Annotated in this window: 18 protein-coding genes; 12 read left to right on the top strand and 6 right to left on the bottom strand. The window is 62.1% G+C overall.

Features of this window, described 5'->3' with window-relative positions:
• Positions 1-4: 4 nt before the first annotated feature.
• Positions 5-1120 carry a substrate-binding domain-containing protein gene (locus tag AC1DS5_RS13205; protein ID WP_477718720.1) on the bottom strand — a complete coding sequence of 372 codons (1116 nt, stop codon included), beginning with the start codon at positions 1118-1120 and terminating at the stop codon, positions 5-7.
• Positions 1121-1319: 199 nt separating this feature from the next.
• On the opposite strand from AC1DS5_RS13205, the gene AC1DS5_RS13210 reads away from it, so the two are divergent.
• The 8 genes from AC1DS5_RS13210 (at position 1320) to AC1DS5_RS13245 (ending at position 8083) form a co-directional block, all read left to right on the top strand.
• Positions 1320-2084, top strand: a complete 765-nt coding sequence (locus AC1DS5_RS13210) for an ABC transporter permease (RefSeq protein WP_477718721.1) — start codon at positions 1320-1322, stop codon at positions 2082-2084.
• Positions 2081-2770 (top strand): ABC transporter ATP-binding protein, encoded by a 690-nt coding sequence (locus AC1DS5_RS13215; RefSeq protein ID WP_477718722.1) that lies wholly within the window; start codon positions 2081-2083, stop codon positions 2768-2770. Before AC1DS5_RS13210 ends, AC1DS5_RS13215 begins: the two co-directional genes overlap by 4 nt.
• Before the next feature lie 35 nt (positions 2771-2805).
• On the top strand, positions 2806-3633 hold the full coding sequence (locus AC1DS5_RS13220; protein ID WP_477718723.1) for an ABC transporter substrate-binding protein: 828 nt from the start codon (positions 2806-2808) through the stop codon (positions 3631-3633).
• A gap of 111 nt (positions 3634-3744) precedes the next feature.
• Entirely contained in the window at positions 3745-4086 is a 342-nt protein-coding gene (locus AC1DS5_RS13225; RefSeq protein ID WP_477718841.1) for a DUF2946 family protein, read from the top strand.
• A gap of 85 nt (positions 4087-4171) precedes the next feature.
• The gene (locus AC1DS5_RS13230; protein ID WP_477718724.1) at positions 4172-6535 is read left to right on the top strand and encodes a TonB-dependent receptor; all 2364 of its coding nucleotides are present in this window, start codon (positions 4172-4174) and stop codon (positions 6533-6535) included.
• Positions 6536-6603: 68 nt separating this feature from the next.
• On the top strand, positions 6604-7137 hold the full coding sequence (locus AC1DS5_RS13235; RefSeq protein WP_477718725.1) for a YcnI family copper-binding membrane protein: 534 nt from the start codon (positions 6604-6606) through the stop codon (positions 7135-7137).
• Positions 7138-7168: 31 nt separating this feature from the next.
• A complete protein-coding gene (locus tag AC1DS5_RS13240; RefSeq protein ID WP_477718726.1) occupies positions 7169-7468 on the top strand; it encodes a hypothetical protein in 300 nt (99 codons plus the stop codon).
• A gap of 99 nt (positions 7469-7567) precedes the next feature.
• Positions 7568-8083: a copper chaperone PCu(A)C gene (locus tag AC1DS5_RS13245; RefSeq protein WP_477718727.1), complete on the top strand. Its 516-nt coding sequence runs from the start codon at positions 7568-7570 to the stop codon at positions 8081-8083.
• 40 nt (positions 8084-8123) lie between these two features.
• Here the strand turns inward: AC1DS5_RS13245 and AC1DS5_RS13250 are convergent, their stop codons facing one another.
• Together AC1DS5_RS13250 and crcB are read right to left on the bottom strand one after the other, a co-directional pair.
• On the bottom strand, positions 8124-9287 hold the full coding sequence (locus AC1DS5_RS13250; RefSeq protein WP_477718728.1) for a helix-turn-helix domain-containing protein: 1164 nt from the start codon (positions 9285-9287) through the stop codon (positions 8124-8126).
• A gap of 144 nt (positions 9288-9431) precedes the next feature.
• On the bottom strand, positions 9432-9818 hold the full coding sequence (gene crcB, locus AC1DS5_RS13255; protein ID WP_477718729.1) for a fluoride efflux transporter CrcB: 387 nt from the start codon (positions 9816-9818) through the stop codon (positions 9432-9434).
• A gap of 39 nt (positions 9819-9857) precedes the next feature.
• Here crcB and AC1DS5_RS13260 point away from each other — a divergent pair, with 39 nt between their 5' ends.
• Positions 9858-10598, top strand: a complete 741-nt coding sequence (locus AC1DS5_RS13260) for an aspartate/glutamate racemase family protein (RefSeq protein ID WP_477718730.1) — start codon at positions 9858-9860, stop codon at positions 10596-10598.
• A gap of 54 nt (positions 10599-10652) precedes the next feature.
• Here AC1DS5_RS13260 and AC1DS5_RS13265 read toward each other — a convergent pair whose 3' ends face one another.
• The 3 genes from AC1DS5_RS13265 to AC1DS5_RS13275 are packed head-to-tail and all read right to left on the bottom strand — an operon-like array spanning position 10653 to position 13467.
• Positions 10653-11948, bottom strand: a complete 1296-nt coding sequence (locus tag AC1DS5_RS13265; RefSeq protein ID WP_477718731.1) for a TRAP transporter large permease — start codon at positions 11946-11948, stop codon at positions 10653-10655.
• A gap of 17 nt (positions 11949-11965) precedes the next feature.
• Positions 11966-12481, bottom strand: coding sequence for a TRAP transporter small permease (locus AC1DS5_RS13270; RefSeq protein WP_477718732.1), 516 nt, complete (start codon positions 12479-12481; stop codon positions 11966-11968).
• A 2-nt stretch (positions 12482-12483) separates the two neighbouring features.
• Entirely contained in the window at positions 12484-13467 is a 984-nt protein-coding gene (locus AC1DS5_RS13275; RefSeq protein ID WP_477718733.1) for a TRAP transporter substrate-binding protein, read from the bottom strand.
• Positions 13468-13582: 115 nt separating this feature from the next.
• Between AC1DS5_RS13275 and AC1DS5_RS13280 the strand changes: the two genes are divergently transcribed.
• From AC1DS5_RS13280 to AC1DS5_RS13290, 3 genes are all read left to right on the top strand, one after another.
• Complete coding sequence (locus AC1DS5_RS13280; RefSeq protein ID WP_477718734.1) at positions 13583-14497, top strand: LysR substrate-binding domain-containing protein; 915 nt, start codon at positions 13583-13585, stop codon at positions 14495-14497.
• A gap of 113 nt (positions 14498-14610) precedes the next feature.
• Positions 14611-15435 (top strand): putative hydro-lyase, encoded by an 825-nt coding sequence (locus tag AC1DS5_RS13285; RefSeq protein ID WP_477718735.1) that lies wholly within the window; start codon positions 14611-14613, stop codon positions 15433-15435.
• A 26-nt stretch (positions 15436-15461) separates the two neighbouring features.
• Positions 15462-16430, top strand: coding sequence for a TRAP transporter substrate-binding protein (locus tag AC1DS5_RS13290; RefSeq protein ID WP_477718842.1), 969 nt, complete (start codon positions 15462-15464; stop codon positions 16428-16430).

Raw genomic sequence — 16430 nt, forward strand, 5'->3', positions numbered from 1 at the left:
TGGGTCAGGGCTCTTTTTTATTGATTTTTTCCTTGCGGTAGTTCCACCACGGCAGGGTGGCACGCAGGGACAGCACCTTGCCGCTCTGGGCCAGATCGCCGTGGTAGCCCGGCAGCCTGTCCAGGGTGGCCTGCCACTCGGGGCTTTGCAGCTCTTTCACCAGGGCCTGCACCTGCGGCTCGGGCAGGGCCGACTTCAGGCACACCAGGTGATAGCGCTCCTGGGTCAGGGGCACAAAGCCCAGACCCTGTTCGCGTGCCGCCGCTTCAATGCCCAGCCCCGCATCCGCGGCGCCGCTGGCAACGGCCTGCGCTACGGCGGCGTGCGAGGGTTCCTGGCTCGCGTAGCCCTGTATATCGGAGGGGTGCATGCCGGCCTGCGCGAGCAGTTCGTTCAGCAGCACGCGCGTGCCCGTGCCCTCGGCGCGGTTGACATAGCGCAGGCCCGCCCGTTGCAAATCCGCCAGGCCAGTGATGCCCAGCGGGTTGTTTTTGGCCACGATCAGGCCCTGGGTGCGGTGGGCAAATCCGATCAGTTTGTGCAAGCCGGGCTTGAGCAGGCTGCGGTAGGTGTGCGCCGCCACCGACTTGCTGGCGGGTTGATCCAGCGTGTGAAAGCCGGCCATCATGCAGCGCCCGGCGTTTAGTGCGGCAATCGCGTCCACGCTGCCCATGAAGCGGATGTCCAGGTGCAGGCCGCGGGAGCCCGCCTGCTCGCGCAGCGCCGACAGCGCCGCATCGTGGCTCGCATAGAGCGTCAGGACGTGGGCATTGTCGTCAAAAGCGGTTGAGAAGGCGCGTTCAATGTCGCTGGTCAGGGCTTCGATCTGCGGCGCCAGCCGGGCTTGCGCCTGACGCTCTGCCCACAGCAGTTTTTCACCAAACTCGGTCAGGCGCGCGCGCTGGCCCTTGTCCCAGACGATCAGCGAGCGTCCCAGCGTCTGCTCCCAGCCCTTGAGCGCACCCCAGACATGGCGATAAGACAGGTCGAGCGCCCTGGAAGCGCCGGAAATGGAGCCTTCCTCGCGCACCGCATGGAGCATGTCCATCAGCGGGTTGCGGATCAGGGCATCTTTACCCCGCTGGGGGGACAGCAGATAGGAGAGTTCGACTTTGTGCATGGCATGCAGGTTTCTGTGCTGATTATGCGTGCAGGGTAGGCGCGCAAGGCCTCCCAAAATGCCGGGGACCGGGCCGCTCCTCCCCTGTGCGGGCCGGTGCAGGCGCGCAGCAGCCTATGCAAACGCATTCATAACTGGTGATTCCCGATGCGCGTGCGCGCTTTCGTTCCTACGATAGAGTCTGCGCAGTACTTTTGGCATGAACACGTTTTCCAGCAGCGCCGTCACGGCTCTTTCGCTCATCACCTCCCTGGATCCCGCACTGGCCGGCATCGTCCTGCGGTCGCTGGCCGTCAGCGCGTGTGCCTGCGCCATTGCCTGCAGCAGCGGCCTGCTGCTGGGCGCCTGGCTGGGCGTGTCGCGCTTCAGGGGCCGTGCCGCGGTGCTGGCTGTGCTCAATACCGCCCTGGCCCTGCCTTCCGTGGTGGTCGGGCTGGTGGTCTATCTGCTGCTCTCGCGCACCGGGCCGCTGGGCTTTCTGGGCTGGCTGTTTTCTTTCAAGGCCATGGTGCTGGCGCAGGCAGTGCTCGTGCTGCCGGTCGTCACGGCGCTGGTGCGCCAGACCATTGAAGACGCCGACCGCAGCCATGGCGAACAATTCCAGTCGCTGGGCGCGCGCCGCTTCATGCGCAGCCTGATCCTGCTGTGGGACGAGCGTTATGCCTTGCTGACGGTGCTGATTGCCGCCTTTGGCCGTGCCATTTCGGAGGTGGGGGCCGTGATGGTGGTGGGCGGCAATATTGACGGTTTCACCCGCGTCATGACGACGTCGATCGCGCTGGAAACCAGCAAGGGCGACCTGCCGCTGGCGCTGGCGCTGGGCATCCTGCTGCTGGGCGTGGTGCTGCTGCTCAACATCCTGATTGCGCTGGTGCGGCGCTGGCGCGAGCAACTCGATGACCGCTTGCCCGACCTGGCACCGGTTCCCGCATCGGTTCTTGCGGCTCGGAGTGCGCAGCCATGAAGCCGCTTTTCAATTTGCATTCGGTTGGCGTGCAGTTTGGAAAAGTCCGCGCGCTCACTGCCTGCACCTTGCGCGTCGAGGCGGGTGAACGGCTGGCCCTGGTGGGCTCCAACGGCAGCGGCAAAAGCACCTTGCTGCGCACGCTGCATGGGCTCGTCGGCCCCCAGTCGGGCAGCTTCCAGCACGATGCGCAGGCACGCCAGGCCATGCTGTTTCAACGCCCCTACATGCTGCGCGCCAGCGTCCTGAACAACGTGGCCCTGGGCTTGTGGCTCAATGGCCTGCCCTGGAAGCAGGCACGCGAGCGGGCGCTGCAGGCGCTTGGGCGGGTAGGGCTGGCAGAGCTGGCCGGGCGCAATGCCAAGGCCCTGTCTGGCGGGCAGCAGCAGCGCGTGGCATTGGCACGGGCCTGGGCCCTGAAGCCGCAGGTCCTGCTGCTGGATGAGCCCACGGCCAGCCTGGACCCGACGGCCAAGCGCGAAGTGGAACGCCTGATGGCTGAATTCGCCGATGCCGGGATGACGCTGATTTTCAGCAGCCACAACCTGGGCCAGGTCAAGCGCCTGGCCAGCCGCGTGATTTATCTGGAGCAGGGGCGCCTGGTGGCGGATCTGCCGGCGTCTGCTTTTTTCAACGGACCCCTTCCTGCGGCGGCTGAGAATTTTTTAAAGGGAGAGCTTGCATGAGTGGTTTGAGCATGACGCCGCAGAGGTTCAGATCCATGAGGGTTCTGAGGGTTGCGGCCGGCGTTATCTGGGCCCTGGCGGCCACTGCCTCGATGGCCCAGACGTCCTCCATCGTGATGGCGTCGACCACGTCCACCGAGCAGTCGGGGCTGTTTGCGCACCTGCTGCCCGAGTTTAAAAAGGCCACGGGCATGGATGTCAAGGTGGTGGCGGTCGGCACCGGCCAGGCCATCGACATGGGCCGCCGCGGTGATGCCGATGTGCTGTTTGTGCATGACCAGGTGGCCGAAGAAAAGCTGGTGGCCGAAGGCTTTGCCATCCAGCGCTTTGCGGTGATGTACAACGACTTCGTCCTCGTCGGTCCCGCATCCGACCCGGCCGGGGTGAAGGGCAGGGACATTGCCCTGGCACTGAAAAAACTCCAGGCGGCCAATGCCAATGTCGTCTCGCGCGGCGACAAGAGCGGCACCCATGCGGCCGAACTGCGCTACTGGAAGACCGCAGGTATCGAGACCCCGGCGGGAACACCGGGCTTCGCCAACTACAAGGCCTGTGGCTGCGGCATGGGCCCGGCCCTCAATATTGCGGCCAATACCCCGGGCGGAGGCGCTTATGTGCTGGCAGACCGCGGCACCTGGCTGTCCTTCAAAAACCGGGCTGACCTCGCCGTGCTGGTCGAGGGCGACACACGCCTTTTCAACCAATATGGCGTCATGGTGGTCAACCCGGCCAAACACCCGCACACCAAAGTGGCGCAAGCGCAGAAGTTTGTGGACTGGATTGTTTCGCCAGCGGGGCAGGCGGTCATTGCCAGCTACAAAATCAATGGCGAGCAGCTGTTTTTCTCCAATGCGGCGAAGTAAACCCGGCGGCGCTCCCTGAACCGAATCCGCAAATCAAGCTTCCCATGGACTCGAGCGCGTACTTATAATTTGGGCGTGTCACCCCGCCCATCATCCCGCCCGCCACTTGCTGTGTGGGCACGCCTGGCAGCTTTCTTAAGCTTTCTGGCCGTGCTGTCCGCGCTGCTGGCGCCGGTGTCCATGCTGGCCGAAGAAGTGCGTACCGGCAAGCTGGGCGGCACCTGCAGTGTCAACACAGCGCTTGCTGACCATTCGGATTCCGGCACGGGCGACGCGCTGGCGGCCGGCTCGCACTGCGACTTGTGCGGCTCCATGGGGTTGGCGCCGCCGCCGCTACCGGTCTTTGCCATTCCCTGCTTTCCGGGCAACCAGGTTGCCTCTGTGGACTTTCCGGCGGACGCTGGCGCCGCCATCCCCGGGCTGCCTTTCAGCCGCGGGCCGCCTGCACTTTGAATTGAACCGCCTCCTGTGAGGCTTTCCTGCGCGCTGACCTTGTGGCCGGTGCGCTAGTCACCGTTCATTTCAAAGTGTGGATTCCATGACATCTTCCTGCGCACAGGGTGCGTTTTCCTGCAGTGGCGTCGCCACGGCCGTATTGGCAAGCCTGGCTGCCGGTGCGGTGTTCCCCCCGATTGCGTCCGCGCAGACGTCCGCTGCTTCCGCGGACGCACCCGTCAGATCCCTGGGCGTGGTTACCGTCAACGGGGGCCAGCCGACCTCATTGCCGACGCAGATTCCGACGACGATTGAAGGCGTGAGCCGCGAGCAGATCGAGCAGACCATCAACGCCACCGACAGCGAAGATGCGCTGAAATACCTGCCCAGCCTGCTGGTGCGCAAGCGCTACATCGGCGACTACAACCATGCCGTGCTGTCCAGCCGGGCCTCCGGCACGGGCAACAGTGCGCGTTCGGCGGTGTATGCCGACGGCATTCTGCTGTCCAACTACCTGGGCAATGGCACCGTCTACGCGCCGCGCTGGGGCCTGGTGACACCCGAAGAAATCGAGCGGGTTGACGTGCTCTACGGGCCGTTTTCTGCGGCTTATCCGGGCAATTCTGTCGGCGCGGTGGTGGACTACATCACACGCATGCCGACGCAGTTTGAAGCGCATGCCAAACTCGGCGGTTTCACCCAGAACTTCAAGCTTTACGGCACCGACAGCCGCTTCAGCGGCAACCAGGCGAGCGCCTCGCTGGGCAACCGCAACGGCGGCTGGTCATGGTTCATCAATGCCAACCGCACCCACAGCGGCGGCCAGCCGCTGACCTTTGCGACGCGGGCGATCAGCACGGCCGCTCCGGCCGCGGGCGCGGTGGCGGTCACCGGCGCTGTGCCGGGCCTGGATAGGACCAACACCCCATGGCTGTTGTTGGGCGGCGCCACGCAATATGACACCGAGCAGGAGCACCTGAAATTCAAGGTGGCCTATGACTTTTCGCCCACGGTACGCGCCAGTTACACGCTGGGCTACTGGAAAAACAGCACTGAAAACCGCTCGCAAAGCTACCTGCGCAATGCGGCCGGCACGCCGGTATACAGCGGCCCCATCAGCATTGACGGCAAGGGCTACACCCTGGCGGCGAGCGACTTTGGCGTCAGCAACGATGCGCTGACCCATCTGATGCATGGCTTGTCAGTCAAGTCCAGCACCCGGGGCGTGTTTGACTGGGAAGTTGCCGCCAGCCTCTACGATTACCAAAAAGACCAGCAGCGCGCTGCGACAACAGCCCAACCCGGCTCATTGCGCGGTGGTGCGGGCACGCTGCAGGACCAGAACGGTACCGGCTGGAACACCCTGGCGTTCAAAGGCATCTGGCGGCTCGACGGCATCAAGGGCGCGCACATCGCAGACTTTGGCTACCAGCAAGACAGCTACAAGCTGCGCATCCTCAAGTCCAATATCGCAGGCAACTGGATCAGTGATGGTCCGGGAACGGTGGCGAATGACGTGGCTGGCAAAACCCAACTCCGCAGCCTATATGCGCAAGACGCCTGGACCTTTTCGCCGCTTTGGAAAGCCGTGCTGGGCGCGCGGGCCGAGAACTGGAATGCCTCCAATGGCTTCACCATCTTTGGCGTCGGCAATGCTGCCAATACCAGCTACGGCTCGCGTAGCGAAAGCTACGTGTCTCCGAAAGCTGCGCTTTCTTACCAGTGGGCGTCTGACACCGTATTCAAGGCCTCAACCGGCCGTGCCGTGCGCTTTCCGACCGTGAGTGAACTGTATGGCGCGACTTCCACCACCAATGCGAAGTTCATCAACGACCCGAACCTGCGGCCTGAAAAGTCCTGGACGACTGAACTCACGGCTGAAAAGGACCTGGGCAATGGTTTGCTGCGTCTGACCTTTTTCACCGAGAGTGTGCGCGACTCGCTGTACTCGCAAACCACCTTTGACCCGGCGGCCAACCTCAATGTCAGCCGGGTGCAAAACGTCGGACGCATCAAGACCAACGGTGTGGAGGCGGCTTTCACCGGCAACGACGTGTTCCAAAAAGGCCTGGACTTCAACGGCAGCGTGACCTACGCTGACTCGCGCATCAAGGAAAACGCTGGTTTCGTGAGTACGCCCGGCGACACCATTGGAAAATATCAGCCGCGCGTGCCGGTGTGGCGCGCTACTGCGCTGGTCAGTTACCGGTTCGACCCAGCCTGGACCGGCACCTTTGGCGCCCGCTACAGCGGCAGCCAGTTTTCCACGCTTAACAATGCAGACGTGAACGGCTTCGCCTACCAGGGATCGAGCAAATACTTCACCACGGATGTGCGGGTACGCTGGCAGGCCAGCAAACAGTGGAGCGCGGCGCTGGGCATCGACAACCTCAACAACTACCGGTACTGGAACTTTCACCCCTATCCGCAGCGCACTTATGTGGCTGAGCTGAAGTACGCTTTATGACACCGGGCTTCAAACGGCAATCGACTTTTGGTTATTTTTTGAATTTTTTTGGTTATTGAAAGGGCATCATGAAATTTTTAATGGCTGCAAAAATCATGGCAAGCTGCGCGGTTTTGACGGGCGCCATGCCCGCCTTTTCCCATGTGCTCTTGCAGGAGCGCACGACAACAGCGCTGAGCATGTACAAAGCCGTCATGCTCGTGTCCCATGGGTGCGAGGGGTCTGCAACCAACCTGATCAGGGTCACCGTACCGGCTGGTTTCCAGGGGGCCAAACCCATGCCCAAGCCAGGCTGGAATCTATCCACCAGCCTGGGCAAGCTGGCCACACCTTATGACAACGGCCATGGCGGCATGGTCATTGAGGGCGTGACCGAAGTGACCTGGACGGCGGCCTCCAAAGACAGCGCATTGCCCGATGCGCACTACGACGAGTTTGTCCTCAGGGGCCGGGTTCCCAAAGAGAGCGGACCCCTATGGTTCAAGATTTTTCAGGGCTGCGAAAAAGGCAGCACTGATTGGGCCGAAATACCTGCAAGCGGAACTTCCACCAAGGGGCTGAAAACCCCGGCGGCGCTGCTTGAAATCCTCCCACCCAAATGAGCTTGCTGCTCGCTGCCAGAAAGGTCACACCATGAACCCCGTTTTTACCCTGCTCCGGCCCCTCGCTGGAGTTCGCCCAGTTGTTGTTGTGGGTGTCTTGCTGATGTCGGTCTCAAGCCAGGCCTGTGACTCCGACGAGATGATTGCGCAGATGAGAGGCGCATGCAGTGAAATGATTGCCGGCTACCAGAAGGCGCTGGGCAAGCAGCTTGCCTCGCCGGCGGCCCAGAGCGCCATCGCCCAGGCCCGTACGCATTGCCAGGCGCTGGAGTTTGACAAGGCGGGGCTCAAGCTGGCGCTTGCCGCACAGCCTGCCAAAGCAGTGAATTGATCCATCCCGATTGCCTATCGGTGCACATGACGCACACCTGACGCACGTGGTGCACAGTGCACAGTGCACAGTGGTGAGAAATTTTTTAGAAAGAATCCCATGAAACTGAACGTTTTAATCGCCGCAGCCCTGGCTGCCCTTTCTGCTCTGTGCGGGGTTGGCACCTCGGCCTGGGCGCAGACCATTGAAGTGAAGGACGCCTGGGTCCGCAGCACCGTCGAGGGCCAGCAGGGGACCGGCGCCTTCATGAAGATCACGGCCGGGGAAACAGTCCGCCTGGTGGGTGTCTCCTCGTCCCTGGCGGGTATTGCCGAGGTGCATGAAATGAAACTGGAGAACGACGTGATGAAAATGCGCCGGCTGTCCGTTGTTGTTTTGCCCGCCGGAAAAACCGTGGAACTCAAGCCGGGTGGCTACCACGTGATGCTGATGGACCTGAAGCAGCCCCTGCCCAAGGGCAGCACCATGCCGCTGACGCTGCGCTTCAAGGATGCGAAGGGTGTTGACAGCAAGGTCGAGCTGACGGTGCCCGTCAGTACCGTGGCGCCAAATGCCGGCGCTGCGGCGGGCGAGTCCAACGACAAGGCGGCGCCTCACGCTGCGCACAAGCACTGAGCCTGCCCAGGCCACCGAGCCGGCAGGCCTGGAGCAAAGGCTAGCTGCGCCTGCCCGGGCCCAGCCTGCGGTACACCGTGGCGCGGCTCACGCCCAGCGCTTTGGCCGCCTTCATGACGTTGCCACGCGCATCATCGACGGCCTGGCGGATCAGCTCGGTTTCGAGTTCTTTTAAGGGCCGCGGTGTGCTGGCTGGGGTGGCGTGATGCCGCGGCGCTGAGAGGCGGCTCTGGCCCAGCAGCAAGGGCAGGGCGTGCAGTCGCAGGCCCGTCCAGAGCGGGATGTCCATGGGGCCGCGGGGGGTGGCCGCCTGCTGGCGCGCAGCGTCAAACAGCATTTCATAAGGCAGCGCAAACAGGTCGTTGCAATGCAGCCCCACGGGGATTACCGTGGCCAGCTGCGGCACCAGTTGCCGGGCTATCTGGTTGGCGCCCGTCACGCGGCCGTCAGCGTCCACGCACATCAGGCCGTCAGTGTCGTCGCCCAGTGGGCGGCCCGGCCAATTCAGCCGGATCATCAGGCGATGCGGAAGGCTGAGCGTGAGTGCGTTCTCAATGCTGCGTGCCGACTGGATGACCAGGTGCTTGAGTTCCGGCCGCTCGGCCGCTTCGATGCCCGTCAGGTCCAGCATGCCGACACAGCAGCCGTCCGGACCAAACAGCGGCGCGCCAGCGCAGCTATACACCGAGGTCATGTTGAAAAAGTGCTCACCGCGGTGCAGCCAGACCGGCTGCAGCTCCGTCAGCGCCGCGCTGATCGCTGTGGTGCCGACCCGATGCTCCGAGAGGTCCGTGCCGATGCGCGTGATCAGCTCGGCACGCCGGTCGCGGCGGTCAATCGGGCCGTTCACATCGACGACCACGCCGTGCTGGTTGGCAAGTATGGCGAAGTAACGGGTGTCGGCAAGGGCACGGCCCAGCGCCTCGAGCACTGGCCGCGCTGCCTGCACCAGCACTCGGTTGGACTCCAGGGTACGCCGCAGCTCAGGGGCTGACACCATGTCAAACGAGGGCTCGTGCTCCGGTCGGTAGCCATTGCCCAGGCAGCGCAGCCAGGAGCGCTCTATCCAGCTTTCGATGGGCAGAGCCGTGCCGGCGGGTGTCCGGTCACCGTAAAGAATGGCCTGGCGTGCCTGGCTGATGTGCGCCAGGCGATCCTGCCCGGCGGGTGCCAGGCCAGAATGGGGGGAGCTCATGGAAGCCATGCGGCATTGTGGCCAATTTGGCAGGTTTGCGCGAGTGGAGACTTTGGTTGACTGCCACCGTGGGGCAAGGTCTGGCCGGATGCGCGCGGCGCGCGTCCGTGCTGAGGGAGCCGGTTTGGCAATAAAAATGCCATGACCTAAACGTCAACGGGTATTGTGCGCTATAAAAAACATAGCTGTTTTGAGGCCCACCGTTGTCATGACCAGCGAACCCAGCACATGCAGCACGGCCGTGAGCACGGCCAGGCCGTAGCGCGCGTCCATCAGGTAGATCACGACTTCTGCCGAGAATGCGGAAAACGTCGTGAGGCCGCCCAGGAATCCGGTCACCAGCCCCAGGCGCCAGACCGGGTCCAGTTGGGGCATGGACTCGAAAATAGCGATGCAGGCGCCGATCAGGCAACCGCCGATCAGGTTGGCGGCCAGCGTTCCCCAGGGGATCAGCCCGCCGGGCGTCAGCCATAAAGCCAGGCCCCAGCGGGACAGCGCGCCTAGTGAGGCACCGATACAGATGGCAATGACAGTCAGCATGGTGGTGGTCAAGGGTGGGTTTGGCGGGAAAATACAGGCATGACTTTAACCGCAGCGGTGATGACGGGCGCAGCCCGGCCCCAACCTCCAACCGGCGATACAGGATTTCTGGGTATCCTGATGCTGGACACCCGGTTTCCACGGCCACCCGGCGACATCGGTCATCCGGATACCTTTGACGTGCCGACCCGCCGGCACGTGGTGCATGGCGCCTGGCCCGCCAAAGTGGTTCAGTCGGCCAGGAGTCTGCGGGCCGCACGGCTGCTGCCTGCTTTCCTCGATGCGGTGCAGGCCTTGCAGCGTGACGGTGCGCTGGCCATCACTACCAGCTGCGGGTTCCTGGTGCTGCTGCAGCGCGAACTCCAGACGGCCGTGCAGGTCCCGGTGATCACGTCCAGCCTGCTGCAGTTGCCCGGGTTGCTGGCTGGCCAGCCTCACGTGGGCGTGCTCACCATCAGCGCCAGCCAGTTGGGCGCCGAGCACCTGCTGGCGGCCGGTGTGCCGCCTGAACGGCTGGGCGATGTGATCGTGCAGGGGGTGGACCCTGCGGGTGAATTTGCCACGGCCATTTTGGGTAATCGCGAGACCATGGATAGCCGGCAGGCCGGTGCCGATGTGGTCGCTGCCGCAGTGGCGCTGAAGCGGCGTGCGCCGTCGCTGCAAGCCATGGTGCTGGAGTGCACCAACATGCCGCCCTACCGACAGGCGATTGAGGCGGCGACGGGCCTTAAAACCTGGGCGCTGACCGATGACCCGCGGCTCACCCAGCCCTGGCGATGACAAGCCACTTGCCGGTGCTCAGGTGTCAGCCGTCCTGGCCATCAGCATTTGCGATCACATCTTGCCGGGCAGCCAGGTCGCTATCTGCGGGAAAAACCACAGCAGCAGCACCATGCCGCACATCAGGAAGAAGAATGGCAGCGTGACCCGCGCAATGTAGGTGATTTCCTTTTTGGTCATGCCTTGCAGCACAAACAGGTTGAATCCGACGGGCGGGGTAATTTGCGCCATCTCCACCACGATGACGATGAAAATCCCGAACCAGATGAGGTCCAGGCCCGCCGTCTGCACCGTGGGCAGGATGACGCCCATGGTGAGCACCACCATCGAAATGCCGTCCAGAAAACAGCCCAGAATGATGTAAAACAAGCTCAGGGCGAGAATCAGCAGGAAAGGGCTCAGGCCCAGGCTGGATACAAACTCGGCCAGGTGGCGCGGCAGGCCGATGTAGCCCATGCTCAGCGTCAGGAACGCGGCGCCCGCCAGAATCAGCGCAATCATGCAATACAGGCGTGTGGCGCCCAGCAGCGACTCTTTGAAGGTGGTCCAGCTCATCGACCGTTGCACGAGCGACAGCACCAAGGATCCGACCACACCAATGGCCGCAGCCTCTGTCGCCGTGGCGATACCTGTGTAGATGGAGCCGAGCACAGCGCTGATAAGCAGCACCACAGGAATCAGGTGGCGCGATTCGTAGACCTTCTGGCTGAACGTCATGGCCGCGTCGGGCGGCGGGATTTTGCCCTTGTTCATCAGCGCCCAGACGATCAGGTAGCCCGAAAACAGCGATGCGAGCAACAGGCCGGGGAAAACGCCTGCGATAAAGAGTTTGGCAATCGATACATCGGCGCTGACGCCGTAAACGATCATGATGATGGAGGGCGGGATCAACAGGCCCAGCGTGCCGGCACCGGCCAGCGAGCCGATGGTGATGTCTTCGGGGTAGCCGCGTTTGGCAAGTTCCGGCAATGTCATCTTGCCTATGGTGGCGCAGGTCGCCGCTGACGAGCCCGACACCGCCGCAAAAATGGTGCAACCGATCACGTTGGTGTGCAGCAGGCCACCCGGCAGGCGGCTGACCCACGGCGCCAGGCCTTTAAACATGCTTTCACTGAGCTTGGTGCGGAACAGGATTTCTCCCATCCACACGAAAAGCGGCAGGGCCGTCAGCGTCCAGCTCGATGAAGAACCCCAGATGGTCACGGCCATGGCATCGCCCGCGGCGCGTGAGGAAAATAGCTGCATGCCGATCCAGGCGACGCCAGACAGTGTGAGGCCGATCCAGACGCCCGAGCCCAGAATGAGGAACAGCGAAAGAATCAGTAAAGAGGTAATGGCAAGTTCGGACATGGGGTTTGTTCTTCTGACTATTCGTAGTGCAGGGCTTCGGCTTCGTCGCTGCCCGCCTGAACGCGGCGCCCGATGATTTCCAGTACCAGCTCATCGATAAAGGCAATCATCAGGATCACGGCCCCGACGCCCATGGTGAGCTGCGGGATCCACAACGGCGTCGCGTCATTGCCGGTGGAGACATCATTGAACTGCCAGGAGTTGATCGACAGCTTGACGCTGTAGTAAGCAAACAGCATGGCCAGCGCCGTCGCTGCTGCAAGCGCCCATAGTTCAATCGCCCGCTTGGCTCGTCCTCTGACGGCGTTGAGGATCAGCGTGACGCGGATGTGCTCGCCTTTTTTGAGGGTGTGCGCCAAGGCCAGGAAGCCGCTGGCCGCCATGCAGTAGCCGGCATACATGTCGGTGCCGCGCAGCGACCAGGCAAACTGCCGGTCCAGCACACCGGCCAGCACGGAGACCAGCGTGCCGATCATGCCGAGGGCACCCAGCCAGGCCGCGCCGTCATAAAGCGCATCAAGCAGCCGGCGCATGTTTATTTCTTGACCGCGGTTGATTTCTCGTAGGCTGACAGCAGCGCTTCACCGTCGGCGCCGGCGCGTTTGGTCCAGTCTGCTTTCATGATGCCGCCGACTTGCCGGAAGTCAGCCACCAGCTTGGGCGACGGGGTCATGATCTTCATGCCTTTTTCAGCCAGCGCCTTTTTGTAAAATTCGTTTTTCTCTTCGCTGATTTTCCAGCCGCGCACCTCGGCGTCTGCCGCTGCTTTCAGAACGGCCGCCTGGGTAGGTGCATCGAGCGAGTCAAACGATTTCTTGTTGACGATGACGGCATTTTTCGGCAACCAGGCCTGTACGTCATACCAGTACTTGATGCTCTCGTAGGTCTTGGTGTCGTAGCCGGTCGAACCGGAGCTCATGTAGCTGTTGACCACGCCGGTGGCCAGCGCCTGGCTCAGCTCGGCCGCCTGTACTGTTACGGGCTGCGCGCCGATCAGCTCGGCGATCTTGCTGGTGGCGGGGCTGTAGGCACGCCACTTCAGGCCCTTCATGTCGGCGACGGCGGTGATTTCCTTGTTGACATACACCCCCTGCGGGGGCCAAGGCACGGTGTAGAGCAGCTTCATGCCTTGCGTGCCCAGCAGTTTGTCGAGCGCCGGTTTTTGCGCATCGGCCAGCTTGCGGGCGGCCGGATAACTTGATGCCAGAAAGGGCAGACCATCCGCGCCATAAATCGGGTTTTCATTTTCAAAGTTGGCGAGCAAAATCTCGCCCAACTGTGCCTGGCCGCCCTGAACGGCACGCTTGATCTCGTTGGCTTTGAAAAGCGATGCATTCGCATGCACCGTGATCTTCAGCTTGCCACCGCTGGCTTTGTCAACGTCTGCAGCGAATTGCGCCAGGTTTTCGGTGTGATAGTTGGATGCAGGGTAGGCCGCCGGCAAATCCCATTTGGTCTGGGCGAATGCTGTAGCGCCGACACTGAGTACGGCGGCAATCAGTGCAAGTTTGAATTTCATGGGGGGCTCCTGGACAATAGGTTGGTTGCTAAGTCGTCATAGGATACGACGCAAATCCCGCGCCAGTTCCCCGGACATACCCCAAAAATTGCTCCCACCCTGATAAGGCCGCGCCATGAACCTGCGTTTTGTTGAAGCTTTTTATTGGGTGGCATCACTCAAAAGCATCTCGCGGGCGGCTGAAAAGCTCTGCCTCACCCAATCGGCCATGTCCAGCCGCATTGCGACGCTGGAGGAAGAACTGGGCATCCTGCTGCTGGACCGGCGTGACAAGCAGTTCAAGCTGACAGTGGCGGGTACTCGTTTTCTGGTTTATGCGCAGAAGTTGCTGGAACTGCAGCGCGAAGTTAAAGCCGAGATGGGGTCGGGGCAGGCCATGGCGATGTCGATGCGCATTGGCGCCATCGAGTCCGTGCTGCACTCCTGGCTGATTCCCTGGCTGGAAAAGCTGCGAGCCGACCACCCGGGGCTGGAGCTGGAGCTGACGGTGGAAACCACGCCGATCCTGATCGACCAGATCCAGCGTGGCACGCTGGACCTCGTGTTTGCGGTGTTACCCGCGTCGGCCGAGGGCGTGCGAAGCCAGGCCTTGCCATCCATGGACATGGCGTTTGTCGGGCACCCGGACCTGCACAAAAAAAGAATTTACAAACTCGATGAGCTGGCCGGGATGGAGTTGTTGACCTTCCAGAAAGGCTCCCAGCCGCATGTCACGCTGCTTGACTTGTTCAGGCAGCGCCGCATGGAGCCCAAAAAGGTGCACGCCATTTCCTCCATTTCAGCGATGGTGCAGTTGGTGCAGGGCGGCTTCGGGGTGGCCTTGCTGCCGCGCGCCGCGGTAGAGCGGCTCACTGGCTTTGCGCGCCTGAAACTGCTGACCTGCGACGCCAGGTTGCAGTCCTTGCCGATCAATGCAAGTTACCGCACCGACCCCAGTTCGAGGACCGTGGAAACCGTTGTGCAGTCGGCCATCGCCTTCGCCGGAGGCCGCAACAACGCACCAAAAAGGCGATTAAAGGTAAACCCTTAATATCGAAAAAATCGATGATGTAAGCAAAAAATTTTGAATTTGCTGAAGGCTGAAGACCCCCACACAATTCGCTCATCGTCATCAAGATGACATACGCAACGGGGAGTTTTCTGGTGAGTACACCGTCTGAATCAGCACTGTTGGTTTTCGGGGCCGGCGACATCAAGAATGCCGCGCATGTTCGCGGCATCATCCGGCGGGGCCGGTGGACCTCGCACACCAGCGGCCTGGCCAGCGAACACGTGCAGGGCAATGTGGTGATCCTTCCCGCAGACGAAGCCAACGACTTCCTGCGTTACTGCCAGCGCAATCCCAAGCCTTGTCCGCTGCTGGCGGTGTCGGAGCCGGGCCAGGCCGGACTGCCGACGCTGGGCACAGACATCGACATCCGCACCGATCTGCCACGCTATCGTGTCTGGCGGCACGGCGAGGTGGTGGACCAGCCGACCGACATCAGCGCGCTCTGGCGCAAAGACCTGGTCACGTTTGTCATTGGCTGCTCTTTTTCGTTTGAAGAGGCGCTGATGAAAGCAGGCCTGCCCTTGCGCCATATCGAACAGCAACGCAATGTGGCGATGTATCGCAGCAATATCGCCACCGAGCCCGCAGGCGCATTCCATGGGCCCATGGTGGTGTCCATGCGGCCCTTCAAGGCGGCCGATGCGATTCGCGCCATTCAGATCACATCGCGATTTCCCGACGTGCACGGCGCGCCGGTGCACATGGGCGATCCGGCCCGGATTGGCATCGCTGACCTGGCCAGACCGGACTATGGCGATGCCGTCGAGGTGCTGCCTGACGAGATTCCCGTTTTCTGGGCCTGCGGCGTCACGCCGCAAGCGGCCATTGCGCAGGCGCGCCCCGAGTTTTGCATCACGCACGCACCCGGGGCAATGCTGATCACCGACTTCCTGAACCATCAATTGGCTGCTTTTTAGACCCCACTATTTTTTGACTGGAGATGATGATGAAAAAACTGCTTGTTTCTCTTGCTGCCGTCACGACCCTGGGTGCTGCTTTTGCGCAAACCAAATGGGATTTGCCGTCCGGTTACGGTGCAAATACCTTTCAGGTGCAGAACCTGCAGCAGTTTGCTGACGGCATAGACAAAGCCACGGCGGGCAAGCTGAAAATCACCGTGCACGCCAATGCCTCGCTGTTCAAGGCCAACGAGATCAAGCGCGCTGTGCAGTCTGGTCAAACGCCGGTGGGGGAGCTTATCTTGTCGGGCGCTTCCAACGAGGCACCGGTTTTTGGTGTTGATTCCATTCCTTTCCTGGCCACCAGCTATGCAGATGCCAGGCGGCTCGATACCGCATCGCGCACGCTGCTGGTCAAAACCCTGGCGGCGCAAGGCATCAAGTTGCTCTATACCGTGCCGTGGCCACCGCAAGGTCTGTACTCCAGCAAGCCAGTGGCTTCGATGAAAGACCTCAAGAGCACCAAGATGCGGGCTTACAACCCGGCAACAGCCTTGATCGCAACATCGGTGGGGGCCCAGCCTGTCACCATTCAGCTGGCCGAGCTGCCGGCCGCGCTGGCAACGGGCGGGGTGGACAACTTCCTGACTTCCAGCGCCAGCGGGGTCGACAGCAAGCTCTATGAAAGCGTCAAGTATTTTTACGATGTGAACGCCTGGCTCCCACGCAACGCGGTGGTGGTCAACCAAAAGGCCTTCGACGCGCTGGATCCCGCCGCTCAGGGCGCCGTGTTGCAGCAAGCGGCCATAGCCGAGCAACGCGGCTGGCAAATCAGCGAGCTAAAAGATGCGGAGTACATGCGTGAACTGGCAGCCAAGGGCATGAAGATTGACACCACCAGTGATGGCCTGAAAAAAGAGCTCAAAGTCATTGGTGAACGCATGACGGCTGATTGGCTCAAGCTGGCGGGTGACGAAGGCAAGCTCGTCATCGACGCCTACAGCAAGAAGTGA

The organism is Polaromonas sp. P4_H1 (genome assembly GCF_056400945.1).